The sequence below is a fragment of the Diaphorobacter limosus genome, from assembly GCF_033100095.1.
GTDB classification, from domain to species: Bacteria; Pseudomonadota; Gammaproteobacteria; order Burkholderiales; family Burkholderiaceae_C; genus Alicycliphilus; species Alicycliphilus limosus.
The window spans coordinates 3,481,226-3,495,433 of the sequence record NZ_CP136921.1 but is presented as its reverse complement, the minus strand read 5'-3'; the positions used below and the strand labels follow the sequence as shown (position 1 = coordinate 3,495,433).

The following is a 14,208-nucleotide window of genomic DNA, read 5'->3' as shown; positions in this document are numbered from 1 at the left end:
CGGAATTCGTGTTGCACGAAATTCGTGTTGATTTTAAGAATCAATCATTCGACCCCAGCTCGCTCTTCAGCCGTGCATATGCTTGCCCCTGCTCCTTGAGCTTTTCCTTCAGATCATCGTTCTTCTGTTTCAGCTTCAGGATCTGCCGCCTAAGCTCCTCCATTTCTGGCGACTCCTTGTCCGAGTTGTTGCCTGTGTTCTGGCACTGCTTGATCACACGATCCAGCGCGGGCAAATCCACCGCAGGCATCAGCGTGACTGGTGAGTACCTGTCCTGCACCATATCTGCGGGGACGCCGAGATAAGCGCACCAGAACGCATCCAGCCGCTCGCACAGCCTGAACCACAATTGAACGAAGTCAAGCTGTTGCTCCTGAATGCAACCCGCAAGCTCCGGCTCCATTTGCGGCTGGCGGCTGTCCAGTTTGTCCTTGCCAAGCGCAGCAAACGCTTGCGCATAGCTGCCGTGCCCATGCACCAGCTTGTTGCGCATGCCATTGAATAAAAAGGCAGCAGCGTCAGAGACACCCAGCAGCGCCGCCGTGGTGCTCTCTGTGAGTTGCCACACACCATCCATGGCCTCAACACAATTCATCAAGAGCATGTAGCGCGCTTCCAGCGAAGCATCCGCCTGTTTCCCATCAAGGAAATATTTCAGTGCCCGGTACGCCTTGCTGAAACGGTCCCTCTCCATGTACACAAAACCGCGCATGACACTGTCGGGCAATGCAGAGCCCCAGCCATCGAGCAATGGCAGGTACGACGGTTTTCTGCATGCAGTGTGGCCAAAGAAACCAATCTTCCGCCCCTGAATCTGCAACACGGGCGCAAGCCTGCGTCCATGGATCAGCATCCATGCCGCGTGGATGCGCGGCTCCAGCGAGAAAAAATCTTCTTCCCCGAATGCGCACAACACGCCGGATTGCGGGTGGTTGCAGCAAAAGGAAACAGCGGGCGTGTCGGCTGTGCGCTCCAAGGGAAGCGGTGCGCGCAAACCTGCCAGTGCTCCGCCGAAATAGACCTGAAAAGGATGTGCGCGAGAAAGCTCATCATCCGCAATGAACTCAAGCTGCTGCGCCGACGGCGCCAACTCCAGGCGCCGCGTTTCTCTGGCCTCGGGCTCCAGCTCGCAATCAGTTAGCCCGCTCCACTCGGGCCATGCGGACAGCGGGTTGTTGCGGTACAGCCGCAACTCCTGCGCTCGTAGCTGCACCGTGGCTGCCGGGTCGCCAAGCACCACATTGCACAGGTGAATGGCGACAGACCTCCGCTCATCCACCAATGCGCGACAAACTGGATCTGTGGCGGGCAGGAACGCCTCCAGCCGCAGCGCTTGTGGGTCAAACCGTATCGGAACACGACACGCTGCAGTTGTCAGACCTGGTACCGTTACATCAGCATGGCCGGCAAAGATCGTCAGCAGCAAATGCGGCATACCACTTTCCATGGCTCCACTGCCTGATCAGCAGGATGAATGCCGTGTCGTCAACGCCCCCACCGGAAACGCCCGCAACACCGAGGCGATCAGGCTCTTGATGCGCTCCTCGTCCCACACCCAGCTGCGCTGGAAGTCGGGTAGCTGCAAGGCACCGCTGTGACAGTCTTCCAGCAGCTTGTGCAGGTAAAACGGATTGGTTTGAAACGTCCATCCAGCCATGCAACAAATTCCTTCGCGCTAGTAGATATTGGCGCCCGAGTGCCATGATAGTGGCAGCTGAACATGCTTCCGCCCACTTGGCAACCCATACCAACCCAGCAATGCAACCACGAAAATTAAAAGTCACACTTATAATTTTCGTGAATGCAACCATTGGACATCACCCGCCACATCGAATCCCTGGTCGCCGACCGGCTGCGCCACGCCGCGCCTGCCGTGGTGCTGCTGGGGCCACGCCAGGTGGGCAAGACCACGCTGGCCCGGCGCCTGGCCGCCAGCTGGCCGCAGGGTGCCACCTATCTGGATCTGGAGCTACCCTCCGATCGCCGGCGCCTGGACGATGCCGAGGCCTATCTGCGCATGCAGGCGCCCAAGCTGGTGGTCATTGACGAAATCCACCGCGCGCCGGAAATCTTCGCCGTGCTGCGCGGCCTGATCGACGAGCGCCGCGCGGCGGGCCAGCATTTTGGGCATTTCTTGCTGCTGGGCTCGGCCGCGCTGGATTTGATGCGCCAGTCCAGCGAGAGCCTGGCCGGGCGCGTGGCCTATCTGGAGATGGCGCCCGTCAATGCCCCAGAGGCCACGGCCCATGGCCTGCCCACCGATGTGCTGTGGAGCCGGGGCGGTTTTCCCGACAGCCTGCTGGCCGCCAGCGACGGCCTGAGCTTTACCTGGCGCCAGGATTTCATCCGCTCTTACCTGGAGCGCGACGTCCCCATGTTCGCGCCGCGCATGCCCGCCCAGGCTCTGGAGCGCTTATGGACCATGCTGGCGCACCAGCAGGGCGGGCTGCTCAACCAGTCGCAATTGGCCGCCAGCCTGGGGGTGAGCGCGCCCACCGTGGTGCGCTATGTCGATCTGCTGGTCGATCTGCAACTGGTGCGCCGCCTGAGCCCCTGGTCCACCAACGCGGGCAAGCGCCTGGTCAAGACGCCCAAGGTCTATGTGCGCGACAGCGGGCTGGTCCATGCCCTGCTGGGCCTGGAGACGCTGGACGCCGTGCTCGGCCACCCGGTGGCGGGCGCCAGCTTTGAAGGCCTGGCCATCGAAACCCTGGTGCACAGCCTGCCCGCCGGTAGCCGCGCGTGGTTTTACCGCACGCACGAAGGGGCCGAGGTCGACCTGCTGATAGAGCGCGGCGGCCAGCCGCAAATGGCCATAGAAATCAAACGCTCCAGCGCCCCGTCACTGGAGCGCGGCTTTGGCCAGGCCTGCCAGGATTTGAGCGTGCAGCAGCGCTGGGTGGTGTACCCGGGCACGGAGCGCTTTCCGCTGCGCCACGGCGCGCAGGCCATCGGCCTGGCCGACCTGGCCGGCGTGCTGCGGGGCGGCGCGTGATCGGGGCGCGGGCTTATTTCAGCCGCATCTCCGCCGCCCTTGCGTGTCCCTGTAGACCCTCGCCGCGCGCCAGCACGCTGGCGATGCGGCCCAGCACCTGGGCGCCGGCTTCACTCACCTCGATCAGGCTGCTGCGCTTTTGGAAGTCGTACACGCCCAGGGGCGAGGAGAAGCGCGCCGTGCCGCTGGTGGGCAGCACGTGATTGGGCCCGGCGCAGTAGTCGCCCAGCGATTCGCTGGTGTAGGCGCCCAGGAAGATGGCGCCGGCATGCCTTAGCAGCGGCTCCCAGCGCTGCGGCTCGCGGCTGGAGACTTCCAGGTGTTCCGGCGCGATGCGGTTGGATATTTCGCAGGCCTCTTCCATGCTGCGCGTGTGGATCAGCGCGCCGCGGCCGGCCAAGGATTTGGCGATGATCTCGGCGCGCGGCATTTCGGGCAAGAGGCGCTCGATGGCGGCCTGCACGGCGGCGATGTAGTCGGCATCGGGGCACAGCAGGATGGCCTGCGCCAGCTCGTCGTGCTCGGCCTGGCTGAACAAATCCATGGCCACCCAGTCGGCGGGCGTTGTGCCGTCGGCCAGCACCAGAATTTCTGACGGGCCGGCGATCATGTCTATGCCGACCTGGCCAAAGACGCGCTTCTTGGCGCTGGCGACGTAGGCGTTGCCGGGGCCGGTGATTTTGTCCACCTTGGGGATGGTGGCCGTGCCGTAGGCCAGCGCGGCGACGGCCTGCGCGCCGCCCACGGTAAAGCCGCGCGTCACGCCCGCCACGTAGGCGGCGGCCAGCACCAGCGGGTTCTTCTCGCCGCGCGGCGTGGGCACGACCATGATGATCTCGGGCACGCCCGCCACATGCGCCGGGATGGCGTTCATCAGCACGCTGCTCGGGTAGGCGGCCTTGCCGCCGGGCACGTAGATGCCGACGCGGTCGAGTGGGGTGACCTTCTGGCCCAGCAGCGTGCCGTCCGCGTCGCGGTAGCTCCAGCTCTCGCCGCAGGCTTTTTTCTGCGCCTCGTGGTAGCTGCGCACGCGGGCGGCGGCGGCCGTCAGCGCGTCTTTTTGCTCGGCCGGCAGGCTGTCGTAGGCGGCTTTCAATTCGGCCTGGCTCAGCTCCAGCGCGGCCATGCTCTGTGCCTGCACGCCGTCAAAGCGCTGGGTGTATTCGAGCACCGCCGCGTCGCCGCGTGTCTGCACGTCGGCCAGGATGGCGGCGACACGCTCCTCGATGGCGGCGTCCTGCTCGGCCGACCAGTGCAGGCGGGCTGCAAAATCAGCCTCAAAAGTGGCTGAATCGGTTGACAAGCGTGCGGGAGCAGCTACGAATTGCATAGTAAACCTGATCAATCCTGGGGCACGGCAGAGGCAAAGGCGTCGATGATGGGCTTGAGTCCGGCTTGCTTTAATTTCAGCGCGGCCTGGTTGACCACCAGGTGGCTGCTGATGTCCATGATGTGCTCGACCTCGACCAGGTCGTTGGCCTTGAGCGTGTTGCCGGTGGAGACCAGATCGACGATGGCGTCCGCCATGCCGGTCAGCGGCGCCAGCTCCATGCTGCCGTAGAGCTTGATCATGTCCACATGCACGCCCTTGGCCGAGAAGAAGTCGCGCGCGATACTGGTGTACTTGGTGGCCACCTTCAGGCGCGAGCCCTGGGTGACGGCCTCCTGGTAATCAAAGCCGTTGCGCACCGCCACGCTGACGCGGCACTTGGCAATCTGCAGGTCCAGCGGCCGAAACAGCCCCTGGCCGCCATGCTCGATCAGCGAGTCCTTGCCGGCCACGCCCAGGTCGGCGCCGCCGTATTCGACGTAGGTCGGCACGTCGCTGGCGCGCACCAGCACCACGCGCACATGGGGCTGGTTGGTGGCCAGAATGAGCTTGCGCGACTTCTCCGGGTCTTCCGTCACCGTGATGCCGGCGGCGGCCAGCAGCGGCAGGGTCTCGTCAAAGATGCGGCCCTTGGACAGGGCCAGGGTGATCATGCTCATGTGGAGAGTCTTTCGATGTCGGCACCCAGGCCGCGCAGCTTGTCCTCCATGCGGTCGTAGCCACGGTCCAGGTGGTAGATGCGGTCAACCAGGGTCTCGCCGCTGGCCACCAGGCCGGCAATCACCAGGCTGGCCGAGGCGCGCAGGTCGGTGGCCATGACGGTGGCGCCAGACAGCTGGGCGCCGCCGGTCACCGTGGCCTCGCGCCCGTCAATGGCGATATGCGCGCCCAGGCGCGAGAGCTCATTGACATGCATGAAGCGGTTTTCAAAGATGGTCTCGGTGACCGTGGACGTGCCCTGGGCCAGCACGTTCAGGGCCATGAACTGCGCCTGCATGTCGGTCGGAAAGCCCGGGTATTCGGTGGTGCGAAAGCTCTGCGCCTTCAGCAGCGCGCCGCCAGGGCTGCGCACGCGCATGCCGCCGTCCTCGGCGGTGACCTGCACGCCGGCCTCCAGCAGCTTGTCGATCACGGCATCCAGATGGTCGGCACGGGCGTGGCGCAGAAAGGCGTCGCCGCCGGTGGCGGCCACGGCGCACAAAAAGGTGCCGGCCTCGATGCGGTCGGCCACCACCTGGTGCGTGCAGCCGTGCAGCCGATCCACGCCCTGGATGCTGATGCGGCTGGTGCCATGGCCCTCGATCTTCGCGCCCATCTTGATCAGCATTTCGGCCAGGTCGGTCACCTCGGGCTCCTGGGCGGCGTTCTGCAGCACCGTCTCGCCCTCGGCCAGCGTGGCTGCCATCAGCAGGTTCTCGGTGCCGGTGACGGTGATCATGTCGGTGGAGATGCGCGCGCCCCTGAGGCGGCTTTGCCCCGGCGGCAGCTTGGCGATCATGTAGCCATGCTCGACCGTGATCTGCGCGCCCATGGCCTGTAGGCCCTTGATGTGCTGGTCCACCGGGCGCGAGCCTATGGCGCAGCCGCCGGGCAGCGACACCGTGGCCTCGCCAAAGCGCGCCAACAGCGGCCCCAGCGCCAGCACCGAGGCACGCATGGTCTTCACCAGCTCGTAGGGCGCCTCGGGGCTGAGCGCATCATGCGCGACAAAGCTGATGCCGCCGCGCTCGCCATGGGTCTCGCTGGCCACGCCCATGTTGTCCAGCAGCTTGCGCATGGTGCGCACGTCATGCAGGCGCGGCACGTTGATCAGGTGCACGGGCTCAGCCGTGAGCAGCGCGGCGCACATCTCGGGCAGGGCGGCATTCTTGGCGCCGGAGATGACGACCTCGCCATGCAGTGGGCGGCCGCCATGTACCAATAGCTTGTCCATCGGGCAAATCTTTACGTCAAATTGGGCTTTAGCGCTTATCCATCAAACGCAAACAGCTATCAAAACAGGAGTATCAATCCTGCTGCGCCGCCGCCCATTCGGCCGGGGTGAAGGTCTTCATGGACAGCGCGTGCACCTCATCGCGCGCCATCTTGTCGCCCAGCGTGGCGTAGACGCGCTGGTGGCGCGCGATCGGGCGCTTGCCCTCGAACTCGGGCGAGACGATGACGGCGTACCAGTGGCGGCCGTCGCCCTCCAGCGTGATGTGCTCGCAGGCCAGGCCGGCGCGGATGATGTCTTTGATGTGGTCTGCGGTCATGGCAAAAAATGTCAATCAGTTACGGATCTTGTAGCCGGTGCGCAGCAGGTGCAGCGCCAGCAGGCTGATCAGGGCCCAGGCCAGGCCGACGACAGCCAGGCTGATCCAGGGCGAGATGTCGCTCACGCCAAAGAAGCCATAGCGGAAGCCGTCGATCATGTAGAAAAACGGGTTGAAGCGGCTGGCCTGTTGCCAGAACGGCGGCAGGGAGTGGATGGAGTAGAACACGCCGGACAAAAACGTCATCGGCATGATGATGAAGTTCTGGAACGAGGCCATCTGGTCGAACTTGTCGGCCCACAGCCCGGCAACCACGCCCAGCGTGCCCAGCAACGCCGCGCCCAGAAAGGCGAAGATGAAGATCCACAGCGGCGCGGCAAAGGCCGGGCGTGCAAAGAACAGCGTCACCCCGAACACCCCCAGCCCGACGAGCAGCCCACGCAGCACCGAAGAGCCCACATAGGCGGCAAACCAGGCGCGATGCGACAGGGGTGTGAGCAGCACGAACACCAGGTTGCCCATGATCTTGCTCTGGATCAGGCTGGACGAGCTGTTGGCAAAGGCGTTCTGCAGCAGGCTCATCATCACCAGGCCCGGCACCAGAAAGCTGGTGTAGCTCAAGCTGCCGTAGACCTTGACGCTGCTCTCCAGCACATGGCTGAAGATCAACAGGTACAGCACGGCCGTGAGCACGGGCGCGGCCACGGTCTGGAAGGCAACCTTCCAAAAGCGCAGCACTTCCTTGTAGAACAGGGTCTGCCAGCCGGTCATGAAGTCTGCCCTTCTGCGGCGGCGTTCATGACCTGCAGGAACACATCCTCCAGGTCGGCGCGGCGTATCTCCACATCCTCGGGGGCGATGCCGGCCTGGCGCAGCGCCGCCAGGTGGTGCTCGATCTCGGCCGCGTCCTGCGCCGGCAACTGCACGATGCGTCCCGTGACTCGTGCCAGGCCGGCCAGTGCCGCGGGCAACGGGGCATCGGTCTTGAACTGCAGCACGCTGATGTTGGTGCTCTTGAGCAGCTGCGAGGTGCTGTCGAGCGCCACCACGCGGCCGTTTTTCAGCATGGCGATGCGGTGGCACAGGGCCTCGGCCTCTTCCAGGTAGTGCGTCGTTAACAGCACCGTGTGGCCCCGCTTGTTCAGGCGGGCAACGAACTGCCACAGGGTCTGGCGCAACTCCACGTCCACACCCGCCGTGGGCTCGTCGAGCACGATGATGGGCGGCTTGTGCACCAGGGCCTGGGCCACCAGCACGCGCCGCTTCATGCCGCCCGACAGTTGCCGCATGTTGGCCGTGGCCTTGTCGGCCAGGCCCAGGCTCTCCAGCAGCTCGTCGATCCAGGCGTCGTTGTTCTTCACGCCGAAGTAGCCCGACTGCAGGCGCAGCGTCTCGCGCACGTTGAAAAAGGGGTCGAACACCAGTTCCTGCGGCACCACGCCCAGGCGATGGCGCGCGGCGGCAAAGTCGGCTTGCACGTCGTGGCCCAGCACCGTGACGCGCCCCTGGCTCGCGCGCGACAGGCCGGCCAGGATACTGATCAGGGTGGTCTTGCCGGCGCCGTTGGGGCCCAGCAGGCCGAAGAATTCGCCCTCCTGGATGTCCAGGCTGACACCCTGCAGGGCCTGGAACGGCCCCCTGGATGTGGGGAAGATTTTGGAGACGGATTGAAATGAGACTGCGGGCATGGGAACCGGGCATTTTAAGCGCCGCCCGCTGGCGGGGCCTGGCCCGCGGGGCAAAGCCCTCACACGGCGGGCAACAGCTCTTGCACGCCGTACAGGCCGGCCAGGCTCGCCAGCGCCGGCGGCAGGGCCTTGACCATGAAGCCGCGGCCGTCGAACAGGGCCGTGCGGCGGCATTCCAGCAGCACGGCCAGGGCCGACGTATCAAAGGTAGCCAGGGCCCCGGCGTCCACCACCACCTGCGGCTCGCGCTGGGCCTTGAGCGCCTGCAGCAGCATGCGCAGGGCGTCGGAGGCCTGGCGGTGCGTGAGCTCGGCCGGCAACACCAGCATGCAGGCCCCCTCGCCCTTACTTGGTGCCGGCGACACCGGTGGTGCCCTCGGCATTGGCCTTGTTGCGCGCGGCCAGGGCCGCGATCAGGCCGTCCACGCCCTTGGCGTTGACCTCCTGGGCAAACTGGCTGCGGTAGGTCTCCACCAGCCACACGCCGAGCACATTCAGGTTGTAGATCTTCCAGCCGCCGTCCGCGCCGGGGGACTTCTCCAGGCGATAGTCCAGCTGCACCGGGTCGCCACGGCCAATGACCTCGGTGCGCACCAGCACGTCCGTGTCCCCGGGCGCGGCGCGCAGCGGCTTGACGACGATGCTCTGGTCCGAAACCTGGTTCAGCGCCCCCGAGTAGGTGCGCACCAGGAGCTGCTTGAACTCATCCTGCAGGCGCTTTTGCTGCTCGGGCGTGGCCTTGCGCCAGGCCGGGCCGACGGCGGCGGCGGTCATGCGGCGGAAGTTCACATGCGGCATGATGGTCTTGTCCACCAGCGCGATGATCTTGTCCACATCGCCCGACTTGATGGACTTGTCATTGCGCAAGGTGTCCAGCACGTCGGCCGACAGGCGCTTGACGAGCGCGTCGGGCGCCTCCTCGGCGGCCAGCGCGGCCGTGTGCCAGGGCAGCCAGGCAGCGGCGGCCAGGGCGGCGGCCGATTGCGTCAGGGTGCGACGATTCATCATGAGGTGATCCTTGCAGGGTTGTTGCGAGATTGTGAGGCGTGGACGCACGCGCATTGCGTCGCCCGCATGCCGGTATGCAAGCAGCTGCAACCGGCCGCAGCCTCGCCGTCAATGTCCTTCCGTTTCCAAATCATTCGTGTCTAGGCGCGAAGCCGCAGGCAGTGCTGTAGCACGACAAGGCGAAGTAACAACGATACGGGTGATTTAGAAATGGAATCAATAGTCTTCGGGCAGCTTGCCTTCGTCAGCACCAGCGCCGGCCTTCGCGCCACTGCGCAGCTGCAGGTACGCATCGCGCGTGAAGCTGTAGCGATCCAGCGCCGCCGTATCGATCACCGAGGTCGTGCCCAGCAGGTTGGCACGCGTGTTGATGATGCGCAGGCCATAGAGCGAATTGCGCACCCCCATGTCATCCACCTGATCCACCAGGTCGCCCACATAGAAATCGACCGGCAGGGCCGCCGTGTCGCGCACCGTGGACGACCCCAGCAGCGGCAGCACCAGGTAGGGGCCGGTGGGCACGCCCCAGTGGCCCAGGGTCAGGCCGAAGTCCTGCTTGTGGCGGTCGATGCCGGCCTCGCTGGCCACGTCGAGCACGCCGCCCAGGCCAAACACGGTGTTGACGCTCAGTCGCACCAGGCTGTCGAAGGCCTCGCGGCCCTTGAATTGCAACACGTTGTTGACGAACGACCAGGCATCGCCCAGGTTGGCAAAGAAGTTGGTCACGCCGGTGCGCAAGGGCTGCGGCGTCACGTCGCGGTAGGCCGTGGCCACGGGCTTGAGCACGGCCTTGTCCACGTTCTCGTTGAACGTGGACATGCTGCGGTTGTACGGTTCCAGTGGGTCGGCCGGATTGGCGTTGGGACCCGTGGCGCAGCCGCTCAGGAGCGCCGCGCCCAGCAGCAGCGCCGCCGGGTGCACAGCCCAGGGCGTGGATGGTTTCTCGGTTGTCATTTTTTTCCTCCTGCACCCGCGGGTGCTGCGTTTTCCTCGGCCTTGCTGTACAGGAACTGGCCTATGAGATTTTCCAGCACCACGGCCGACTGCGTGGCGGTCACCAGGTCGCCACTCGCCAGGTTGTGTTCGTCGGCGCCGGGCTCGATGCCAATGTATTGATCACCCAGCAGCCCGCTGGTCAAAATCTTGAGCGAGCTGTCCTTGGGGAAAAGGTAACGGTTTTCCAGCTCCAGCGTCACGCGCGCCTGAAAAGTAGCGTCGTCGAAGGTGATGTCGCGCACGCGCCCGACGACCACGCCGGCGCTGCGTACCGCCGACTTGGGCTTCAGGCCGCCGATGTTGTCGAAACGTGCCGAAATCACGTAACCCGAACGGAAGTTCAGGTTCAGCAGATTGGCCGACTGCAGGGCCAGAAAGATCAGCGCCGCGGCCCCCAGCAGGACAAACAGGCCAACCCAGAGATCGTTCTTGGAATGCTGCATGGTGAATTTCTCCCTGTGGGCGTGCGTTCCGCCCTCAAATACTGAACATCACTGCCGTGAGGACGAAGTCCAACGCCAGCACGGTAAGCGAGGCCATGACCACGGTGCGCGTGGTGGCGCGCGACACGCCCTCGGGCGTGGGCTTGGCCACATAGCCCTGCAGCACGGCGATGAAGGTGACGGCCACGCCAAAGGCCAGGCTCTTGACGATGCCGTTGCCCACGTCCTTGAAGACATCGACGCCACCCTGCATCTGGCCCCAGAAGGCGCCCGCATCCACGCCAATCAACACCACGCCGACCAGCCAGCCGCCGATCACGCCGACGGCGTTGAACACCAGGGCCAAGAGCGGCATGGCGATCACCCCGCCCCAGAAGCGCGGCGCCAGGATGCGCCGCACCGGATCCACAGCCATCATCTCCATGGCCGAGAGCTGCTCGCCCGCGCGCATCAGGCCGATCTCGGCCGTCAGCGAGGTGCCGGCGCGGCCCGCGAACAGCAGCGCCGTGATCACCGGCCCCAGTTCGCGCACCAGCCCCAGCGTGACCACCAGGCCCAGCGAATTGGCCGAGCCATAGAGCTGCAGTACGTTGTAGCCCTGCAGCGCCAGCACAAAGCCGACAAACAGGCCCGACATGGTGATGATGGACAGCGAATAGTTGCCCAGAAAATGCACCTGGTCGCGCACCAGGCCAAAGCGGCGCATGGCCGGGCCGAACAGCGCCACCAGGCGCGCGAACAGGCGCGCGCCCATGCCTACGTCGGCCAGCTTGCAGCGCACGGCAAAGCCCACATCCGATGGCCGCCACCAGCTCATGACATACCTCCGCCCTGCTGTTGCGCCCCGACGGGGCCGAAGTCCTGCGCCACGCTGGGGCCGGGATAGTGAAACGGCACGGGGCCGGTGGGCAGCGCATGCACGAACTGGTGCACCAGCGGATCCTGGCTGGCGCGCACCTCGTCGGGCGTGCCCTGCGCGGCCACGGTGCCGGGGCCGAGGATGATGACGTGGTCGGCCAGGCGGAAGGTCTCCTCCAGGTCGTGCGAGACGATGACCGTGGTCAGGCCCATGGCGTTGTTGAGCTCGCGTATGAGCTGCGCCGCCGTGCCCAGGGAAATCGGATCCAGCCCGGCGAAGGGCTCGTCGTACATGATGAGCTCGGGATCGAGCGCAATCGCCCGCGCCAGCGCCACGCGCCGCGCCATGCCGCCCGAGACCTGGCTGGGCATGAGGTCGCGCGCGCCGCGCAGGCCCACGGCGTGCAGCTTCATCAGCACGATGTCGCGGATCAGCTCCTCGGGCAGGTCGGTGTGCTCGCGCAGCGGAAAGGCCACGTTGTCGAACACACTCATGTCGGTGAACAGCGCGCCGAACTGAAACAGCATACCCATGCGCCGGCGCGCGGCGTAGAGCTGCTCCATGCCCATCGCGCCCACATCCTGGCCGTTGACCAGCACCTGGCCCTGCTGGGCGCGCTGCTGCCCGCCGATCAGGCGCAATATGGTGGTCTTGCCGCCGCCCGAGGCGCCCATGATGGCCGTGACCTTGCCACGCGGCACGGTCAACGACAGGTCGCGCAGCACCACGCGCTCGCCATACCCGAAGGTGACGTTGCGCAGCTGCACGAGGGCATCGTCTGAAGAAGACATGGTTGTGGGCAAGGTGGCGGACAGCCGGCTAGGCCTGCCGCGCAAGAAAATGGCAAAGCCTTGCATTATAGGTGCAAACCCGCTGGCGCCATGGCACATCTTATGCATTTCAGCAACAACGCATATACTCTTGGGTTCGATTGAAATGCCCGCCCTGGGTTTTCAGGGCGGATTGCTGTCGGTGGTGCAGGGATGTCGTGGCGCATCCGGCACAGGCGAAGGCATGACCATGGCCCGGCAAACAGCTGGCCAACGGTCGCCCTGCCCCTCGCCTGGCATTCAGCACCCATGCCGGCAGCGCACCGGGTGGCATGCGCAGAGGAGCCCTGTCGGGCGCGCATGCCGTTTTTTGTCATGTCCCAACAAAAGAAGGGCCTGAGTGCAATGAAGAACTACCAAGCCGTCGTCCCCATCCAGCCCCCCGCCGTGGCCCGCAGCGCCACCGGCCTGCACCTGATAGGCGACCTCTATGGCTGCCTGTGCGACAGCCGCCTGATGCTGGACGCCCCGTATCTGGAGAATTTCTGCAGGGAACGCGTGGCCGCAGCCGGCCTGACCACAGTGGGCTCGCTGTTCCACAGTTTTGGCGAAGGCGGCGGCGTGACCGGCGTGGTGGTGCTGGCCGAGTCGCACCTGTCCATCCACACCTGGCCCGAGGCAGGCTACGTCACGCTCGACGTCTACGTCTGCAACTACACCGAAAACAACCGCCCCAAGGCGCAAAAGCTGTTCGACGACCTGCTGGCCGCGTTCAACCCGAACGACCCGCACCTGCACCGCGTCGACCGCGCCTGATCCCCCCATTCGCTGCCGCCTCCCCTGCCGCCGGGCATGGGGAGCTTTGTCCAATGCGTGCGCCGCACCTGCAGGGAGTCCCGCCATGAGCACCACGGCCATCCAACGTCTTGTCGCCGAGCGCCTGAACGCCGACTTCGGCATCTACCTCAGCGATGTGCGCCAGCTGGCCGAGCGCCAGTCGCCCTGGCAGCACATCGAGGTGTTCGAGAACCCGCAGTTCGGCCGTGTGATGCGCATAGACAGCGCCTTCATGACCAGCGAGCGCGACGAGTTTTTCTACCACGAGCCCATGGTGCACCTGCCGGCCATTGCCCACCCGGGCGTGCGCCGCGCGCTGGTGGTGGGCGGCGGCGACGGCGGCGCGGCCGAGGAGCTGCTCAAGCTGCCGGGCATCGAGCAGGTGGTGATGGCCGAGCTCGATGGCGAAGTGGTGGCCATGGCGCGCGAATGGCTCGCCAGCATCCACAAGGGCGCCTTCGACGACCCGCGCTTTGCGCTGCGCCTGGGCGATGCACGCGAGTTCATCGCCTCCACGCCAGAGCGTTTTGACCAGATCGTGCTGGATCTGACAGACCCGTTCGGCCCGGCGGTGGAGCTGTACACGGTGGAGTTCTATGCCGCCTGCCGGCGCATCCTGAACCCCGGCGGCGTGCTGTCGCTGCACCTGGGCTCGCCGATCCACCTGCAGGAGAGCATGCGCCGCATAGGCGCGTCGGTGCGCGCGGTGTTCCCCGTGTTTCGTCCCTATCTGCAATACGTGCCGCTGTACGGCACGCTGTGGGCCATGGCCATGGCGTCGGACAGCACCGACCCGGCGCTGCTCACGCCCGCCGAGGTGGACGCGCGCATTGCCGCGCGCGGCATCACCGACCTGCAGCTGTACAACGGCGCCACGCACCACGCGCTGCTGGCCCAGCCGAACTTCGTGCGCGCCCTCTTCGCCCAGGCGGCCGAGCCGCTGCGCAGCGGCGATCAGCTGGCCGATGTGCGCGACCCGGCGGAGCTGCCGCCGGTGCAGGTGACAATACAGCTATAAAAATAGTAGCTG

Annotated in this window: 17 protein-coding genes; 3 read left to right on the top strand and 14 right to left on the bottom strand. The window is 65.6% G+C overall.

The window, feature by feature from the left end; translation table 11 throughout:
- Nucleotides 1-40 precede the first annotated feature (40 nt).
- Nucleotides 41-1,435, bottom strand: coding sequence for a hypothetical protein (locus P4826_RS16730; RefSeq protein WP_317701490.1), 1,395 nt, complete (start codon nucleotides 1,433-1,435; stop codon nucleotides 41-43).
- Nucleotides 1,436-1,462: 27 nt separating this feature from the next.
- Nucleotides 1,463-1,657 (bottom strand): GmrSD restriction endonuclease domain-containing protein, encoded by a 195-nt coding sequence (locus P4826_RS16725; protein ID WP_317701489.1) that lies wholly within the window; start codon nucleotides 1,655-1,657, stop codon nucleotides 1,463-1,465.
- A 144-nt stretch (nucleotides 1,658-1,801) separates the two neighbouring features.
- On the opposite strand from P4826_RS16725, the gene P4826_RS16720 reads away from it, so the two are divergent.
- Nucleotides 1,802-2,995, top strand: a complete 1,194-nt coding sequence (locus P4826_RS16720; protein WP_317701488.1) for an ATP-binding protein — start codon at nucleotides 1,802-1,804, stop codon at nucleotides 2,993-2,995.
- A gap of 13 nt (nucleotides 2,996-3,008) precedes the next feature.
- Here the strand turns inward: P4826_RS16720 and hisD are convergent, their stop codons facing one another.
- The 12 genes from hisD to P4826_RS16660 form a co-directional block, all read right to left on the bottom strand.
- The gene (gene hisD / locus P4826_RS16715) at nucleotides 3,009-4,325 is read right to left on the bottom strand and encodes a histidinol dehydrogenase (protein WP_317701487.1); all 1,317 of its coding nucleotides are present in this window, start codon (nucleotides 4,323-4,325) and stop codon (nucleotides 3,009-3,011) included.
- An 11-nt stretch (nucleotides 4,326-4,336) separates the two neighbouring features.
- The gene (hisG, locus tag P4826_RS16710; protein ID WP_317703781.1) at nucleotides 4,337-4,978 is read right to left on the bottom strand and encodes an ATP phosphoribosyltransferase; all 642 of its coding nucleotides are present in this window, start codon (nucleotides 4,976-4,978) and stop codon (nucleotides 4,337-4,339) included.
- Between the two features lie 2 nt (nucleotides 4,979-4,980).
- Nucleotides 4,981-6,258 carry a UDP-N-acetylglucosamine 1-carboxyvinyltransferase gene (murA, locus tag P4826_RS16705; protein ID WP_317701486.1) on the bottom strand — a complete coding sequence of 426 codons (1,278 nt, stop codon included), beginning with the start codon at nucleotides 6,256-6,258 and terminating at the stop codon, nucleotides 4,981-4,983.
- 73 nt (nucleotides 6,259-6,331) lie between these two features.
- Nucleotides 6,332-6,577 carry a BolA family protein gene (locus P4826_RS16700; RefSeq protein ID WP_317701485.1) on the bottom strand — a complete coding sequence of 82 codons (246 nt, stop codon included), beginning with the start codon at nucleotides 6,575-6,577 and terminating at the stop codon, nucleotides 6,332-6,334.
- 15 nt (nucleotides 6,578-6,592) lie between these two features.
- Entirely contained in the window at nucleotides 6,593-7,348 is a 756-nt protein-coding gene (locus P4826_RS16695; protein WP_317701484.1) for an ABC transporter permease, read from the bottom strand.
- The gene (locus tag P4826_RS16690) at nucleotides 7,345-8,265 is read right to left on the bottom strand and encodes an ABC transporter ATP-binding protein (RefSeq protein WP_317701483.1); all 921 of its coding nucleotides are present in this window, start codon (nucleotides 8,263-8,265) and stop codon (nucleotides 7,345-7,347) included. Before P4826_RS16690 ends, P4826_RS16695 begins: the two co-directional genes overlap by 4 nt.
- A gap of 59 nt (nucleotides 8,266-8,324) precedes the next feature.
- Nucleotides 8,325-8,594 (bottom strand): STAS domain-containing protein, encoded by a 270-nt coding sequence (locus tag P4826_RS16685; protein ID WP_317701482.1) that lies wholly within the window; start codon nucleotides 8,592-8,594, stop codon nucleotides 8,325-8,327.
- Between the two features lie 16 nt (nucleotides 8,595-8,610).
- Nucleotides 8,611-9,273, bottom strand: a complete 663-nt coding sequence (locus P4826_RS16680; RefSeq protein WP_317701481.1) for an MlaC/ttg2D family ABC transporter substrate-binding protein — start codon at nucleotides 9,271-9,273, stop codon at nucleotides 8,611-8,613.
- A 216-nt stretch (nucleotides 9,274-9,489) separates the two neighbouring features.
- Nucleotides 9,490-10,227: an MlaA family lipoprotein gene (locus P4826_RS16675; protein WP_317701480.1), complete on the bottom strand. Its 738-nt coding sequence runs from the start codon at nucleotides 10,225-10,227 to the stop codon at nucleotides 9,490-9,492.
- Nucleotides 10,224-10,712 (bottom strand): outer membrane lipid asymmetry maintenance protein MlaD, encoded by a 489-nt coding sequence (gene mlaD, locus P4826_RS16670; RefSeq protein ID WP_317701479.1) that lies wholly within the window; start codon nucleotides 10,710-10,712, stop codon nucleotides 10,224-10,226. The genes P4826_RS16675 and mlaD overlap by 4 nt, the downstream gene beginning before the upstream one ends.
- Nucleotides 10,713-10,746: 34 nt before the next feature.
- The gene (mlaE, locus tag P4826_RS16665; RefSeq protein ID WP_317701478.1) at nucleotides 10,747-11,529 is read right to left on the bottom strand and encodes a lipid asymmetry maintenance ABC transporter permease subunit MlaE; all 783 of its coding nucleotides are present in this window, start codon (nucleotides 11,527-11,529) and stop codon (nucleotides 10,747-10,749) included.
- Nucleotides 11,526-12,362 (bottom strand): ABC transporter ATP-binding protein, encoded by an 837-nt coding sequence (locus P4826_RS16660; RefSeq protein ID WP_317701477.1) that lies wholly within the window; start codon nucleotides 12,360-12,362, stop codon nucleotides 11,526-11,528. Before P4826_RS16660 ends, mlaE begins: the two co-directional genes overlap by 4 nt.
- Before the next feature lie 384 nt (nucleotides 12,363-12,746).
- Between P4826_RS16660 and speD the strand changes: the two genes are divergently transcribed.
- Nucleotides 12,747-13,157, top strand: a complete 411-nt coding sequence (speD, locus tag P4826_RS16655; RefSeq protein ID WP_317703780.1) for an adenosylmethionine decarboxylase — start codon at nucleotides 12,747-12,749, stop codon at nucleotides 13,155-13,157.
- Nucleotides 13,158-13,242: 85 nt separating this feature from the next.
- A complete protein-coding gene (speE, locus tag P4826_RS16650; RefSeq protein ID WP_317701476.1) occupies nucleotides 13,243-14,196 on the top strand; it encodes a polyamine aminopropyltransferase in 954 nt (317 codons plus the stop codon).
- The last annotated feature ends 12 nt before the right edge of the window (nucleotides 14,197-14,208 follow it).

Bases quoted from the DNA above. Each gene is read 5' to 3' on its own strand.
- P4826_RS16690 (WP_317701483.1), bottom strand. From the start codon at position 8,265: ATGCCCGCAGTCTCATTTCAATCCGTCTCCAAAATCTTCCCCACATCC.
- mlaE (WP_317701478.1), bottom strand. From the start codon at position 11,529: ATGAGCTGGTGGCGGCCATCGGATGTGGGCTTTGCCGTGCGCTGCAAG.
- speD (WP_317703780.1), top strand. From the start codon at position 12,747: ATGAAGAACTACCAAGCCGTCGTCCCCATCCAGCCCCCCGCCGTGGCC.
- P4826_RS16725 (WP_317701489.1), bottom strand. From the start codon at position 1,657: ATGGCTGGATGGACGTTTCAAACCAATCCGTTTTACCTGCACAAGCTG.
- P4826_RS16720 (WP_317701488.1), top strand. From the start codon at position 1,802: ATGCAACCATTGGACATCACCCGCCACATCGAATCCCTGGTCGCCGAC.
- speE (WP_317701476.1), top strand. From the start codon at position 13,243: ATGAGCACCACGGCCATCCAACGTCTTGTCGCCGAGCGCCTGAACGCC.
- P4826_RS16700 (WP_317701485.1), bottom strand. From the start codon at position 6,577: ATGACCGCAGACCACATCAAAGACATCATCCGCGCCGGCCTGGCCTGC.
- P4826_RS16730 (WP_317701490.1), bottom strand. From the start codon at position 1,435: ATGCCGCATTTGCTGCTGACGATCTTTGCCGGCCATGCTGATGTAACG.
- P4826_RS16695 (WP_317701484.1), bottom strand. From the start codon at position 7,348: ATGACCGGCTGGCAGACCCTGTTCTACAAGGAAGTGCTGCGCTTTTGG.
- murA (WP_317701486.1), bottom strand. From the start codon at position 6,258: ATGGACAAGCTATTGGTACATGGCGGCCGCCCACTGCATGGCGAGGTC.
- hisD (WP_317701487.1), bottom strand. From the start codon at position 4,325: ATGCAATTCGTAGCTGCTCCCGCACGCTTGTCAACCGATTCAGCCACT.
- P4826_RS16675 (WP_317701480.1), bottom strand. From the start codon at position 10,227: ATGACAACCGAGAAACCATCCACGCCCTGGGCTGTGCACCCGGCGGCG.
- mlaD (WP_317701479.1), bottom strand. From the start codon at position 10,712: ATGCAGCATTCCAAGAACGATCTCTGGGTTGGCCTGTTTGTCCTGCTG.
- P4826_RS16660 (WP_317701477.1), bottom strand. From the start codon at position 12,362: ATGTCTTCTTCAGACGATGCCCTCGTGCAGCTGCGCAACGTCACCTTC.
- P4826_RS16685 (WP_317701482.1), bottom strand. From the start codon at position 8,594: ATGCTGGTGTTGCCGGCCGAGCTCACGCACCGCCAGGCCTCCGACGCC.
- P4826_RS16680 (WP_317701481.1), bottom strand. From the start codon at position 9,273: ATGATGAATCGTCGCACCCTGACGCAATCGGCCGCCGCCCTGGCCGCC.
- hisG (WP_317703781.1), bottom strand. From the start codon at position 4,978: ATGATCACCCTGGCCCTGTCCAAGGGCCGCATCTTTGACGAGACCCTG.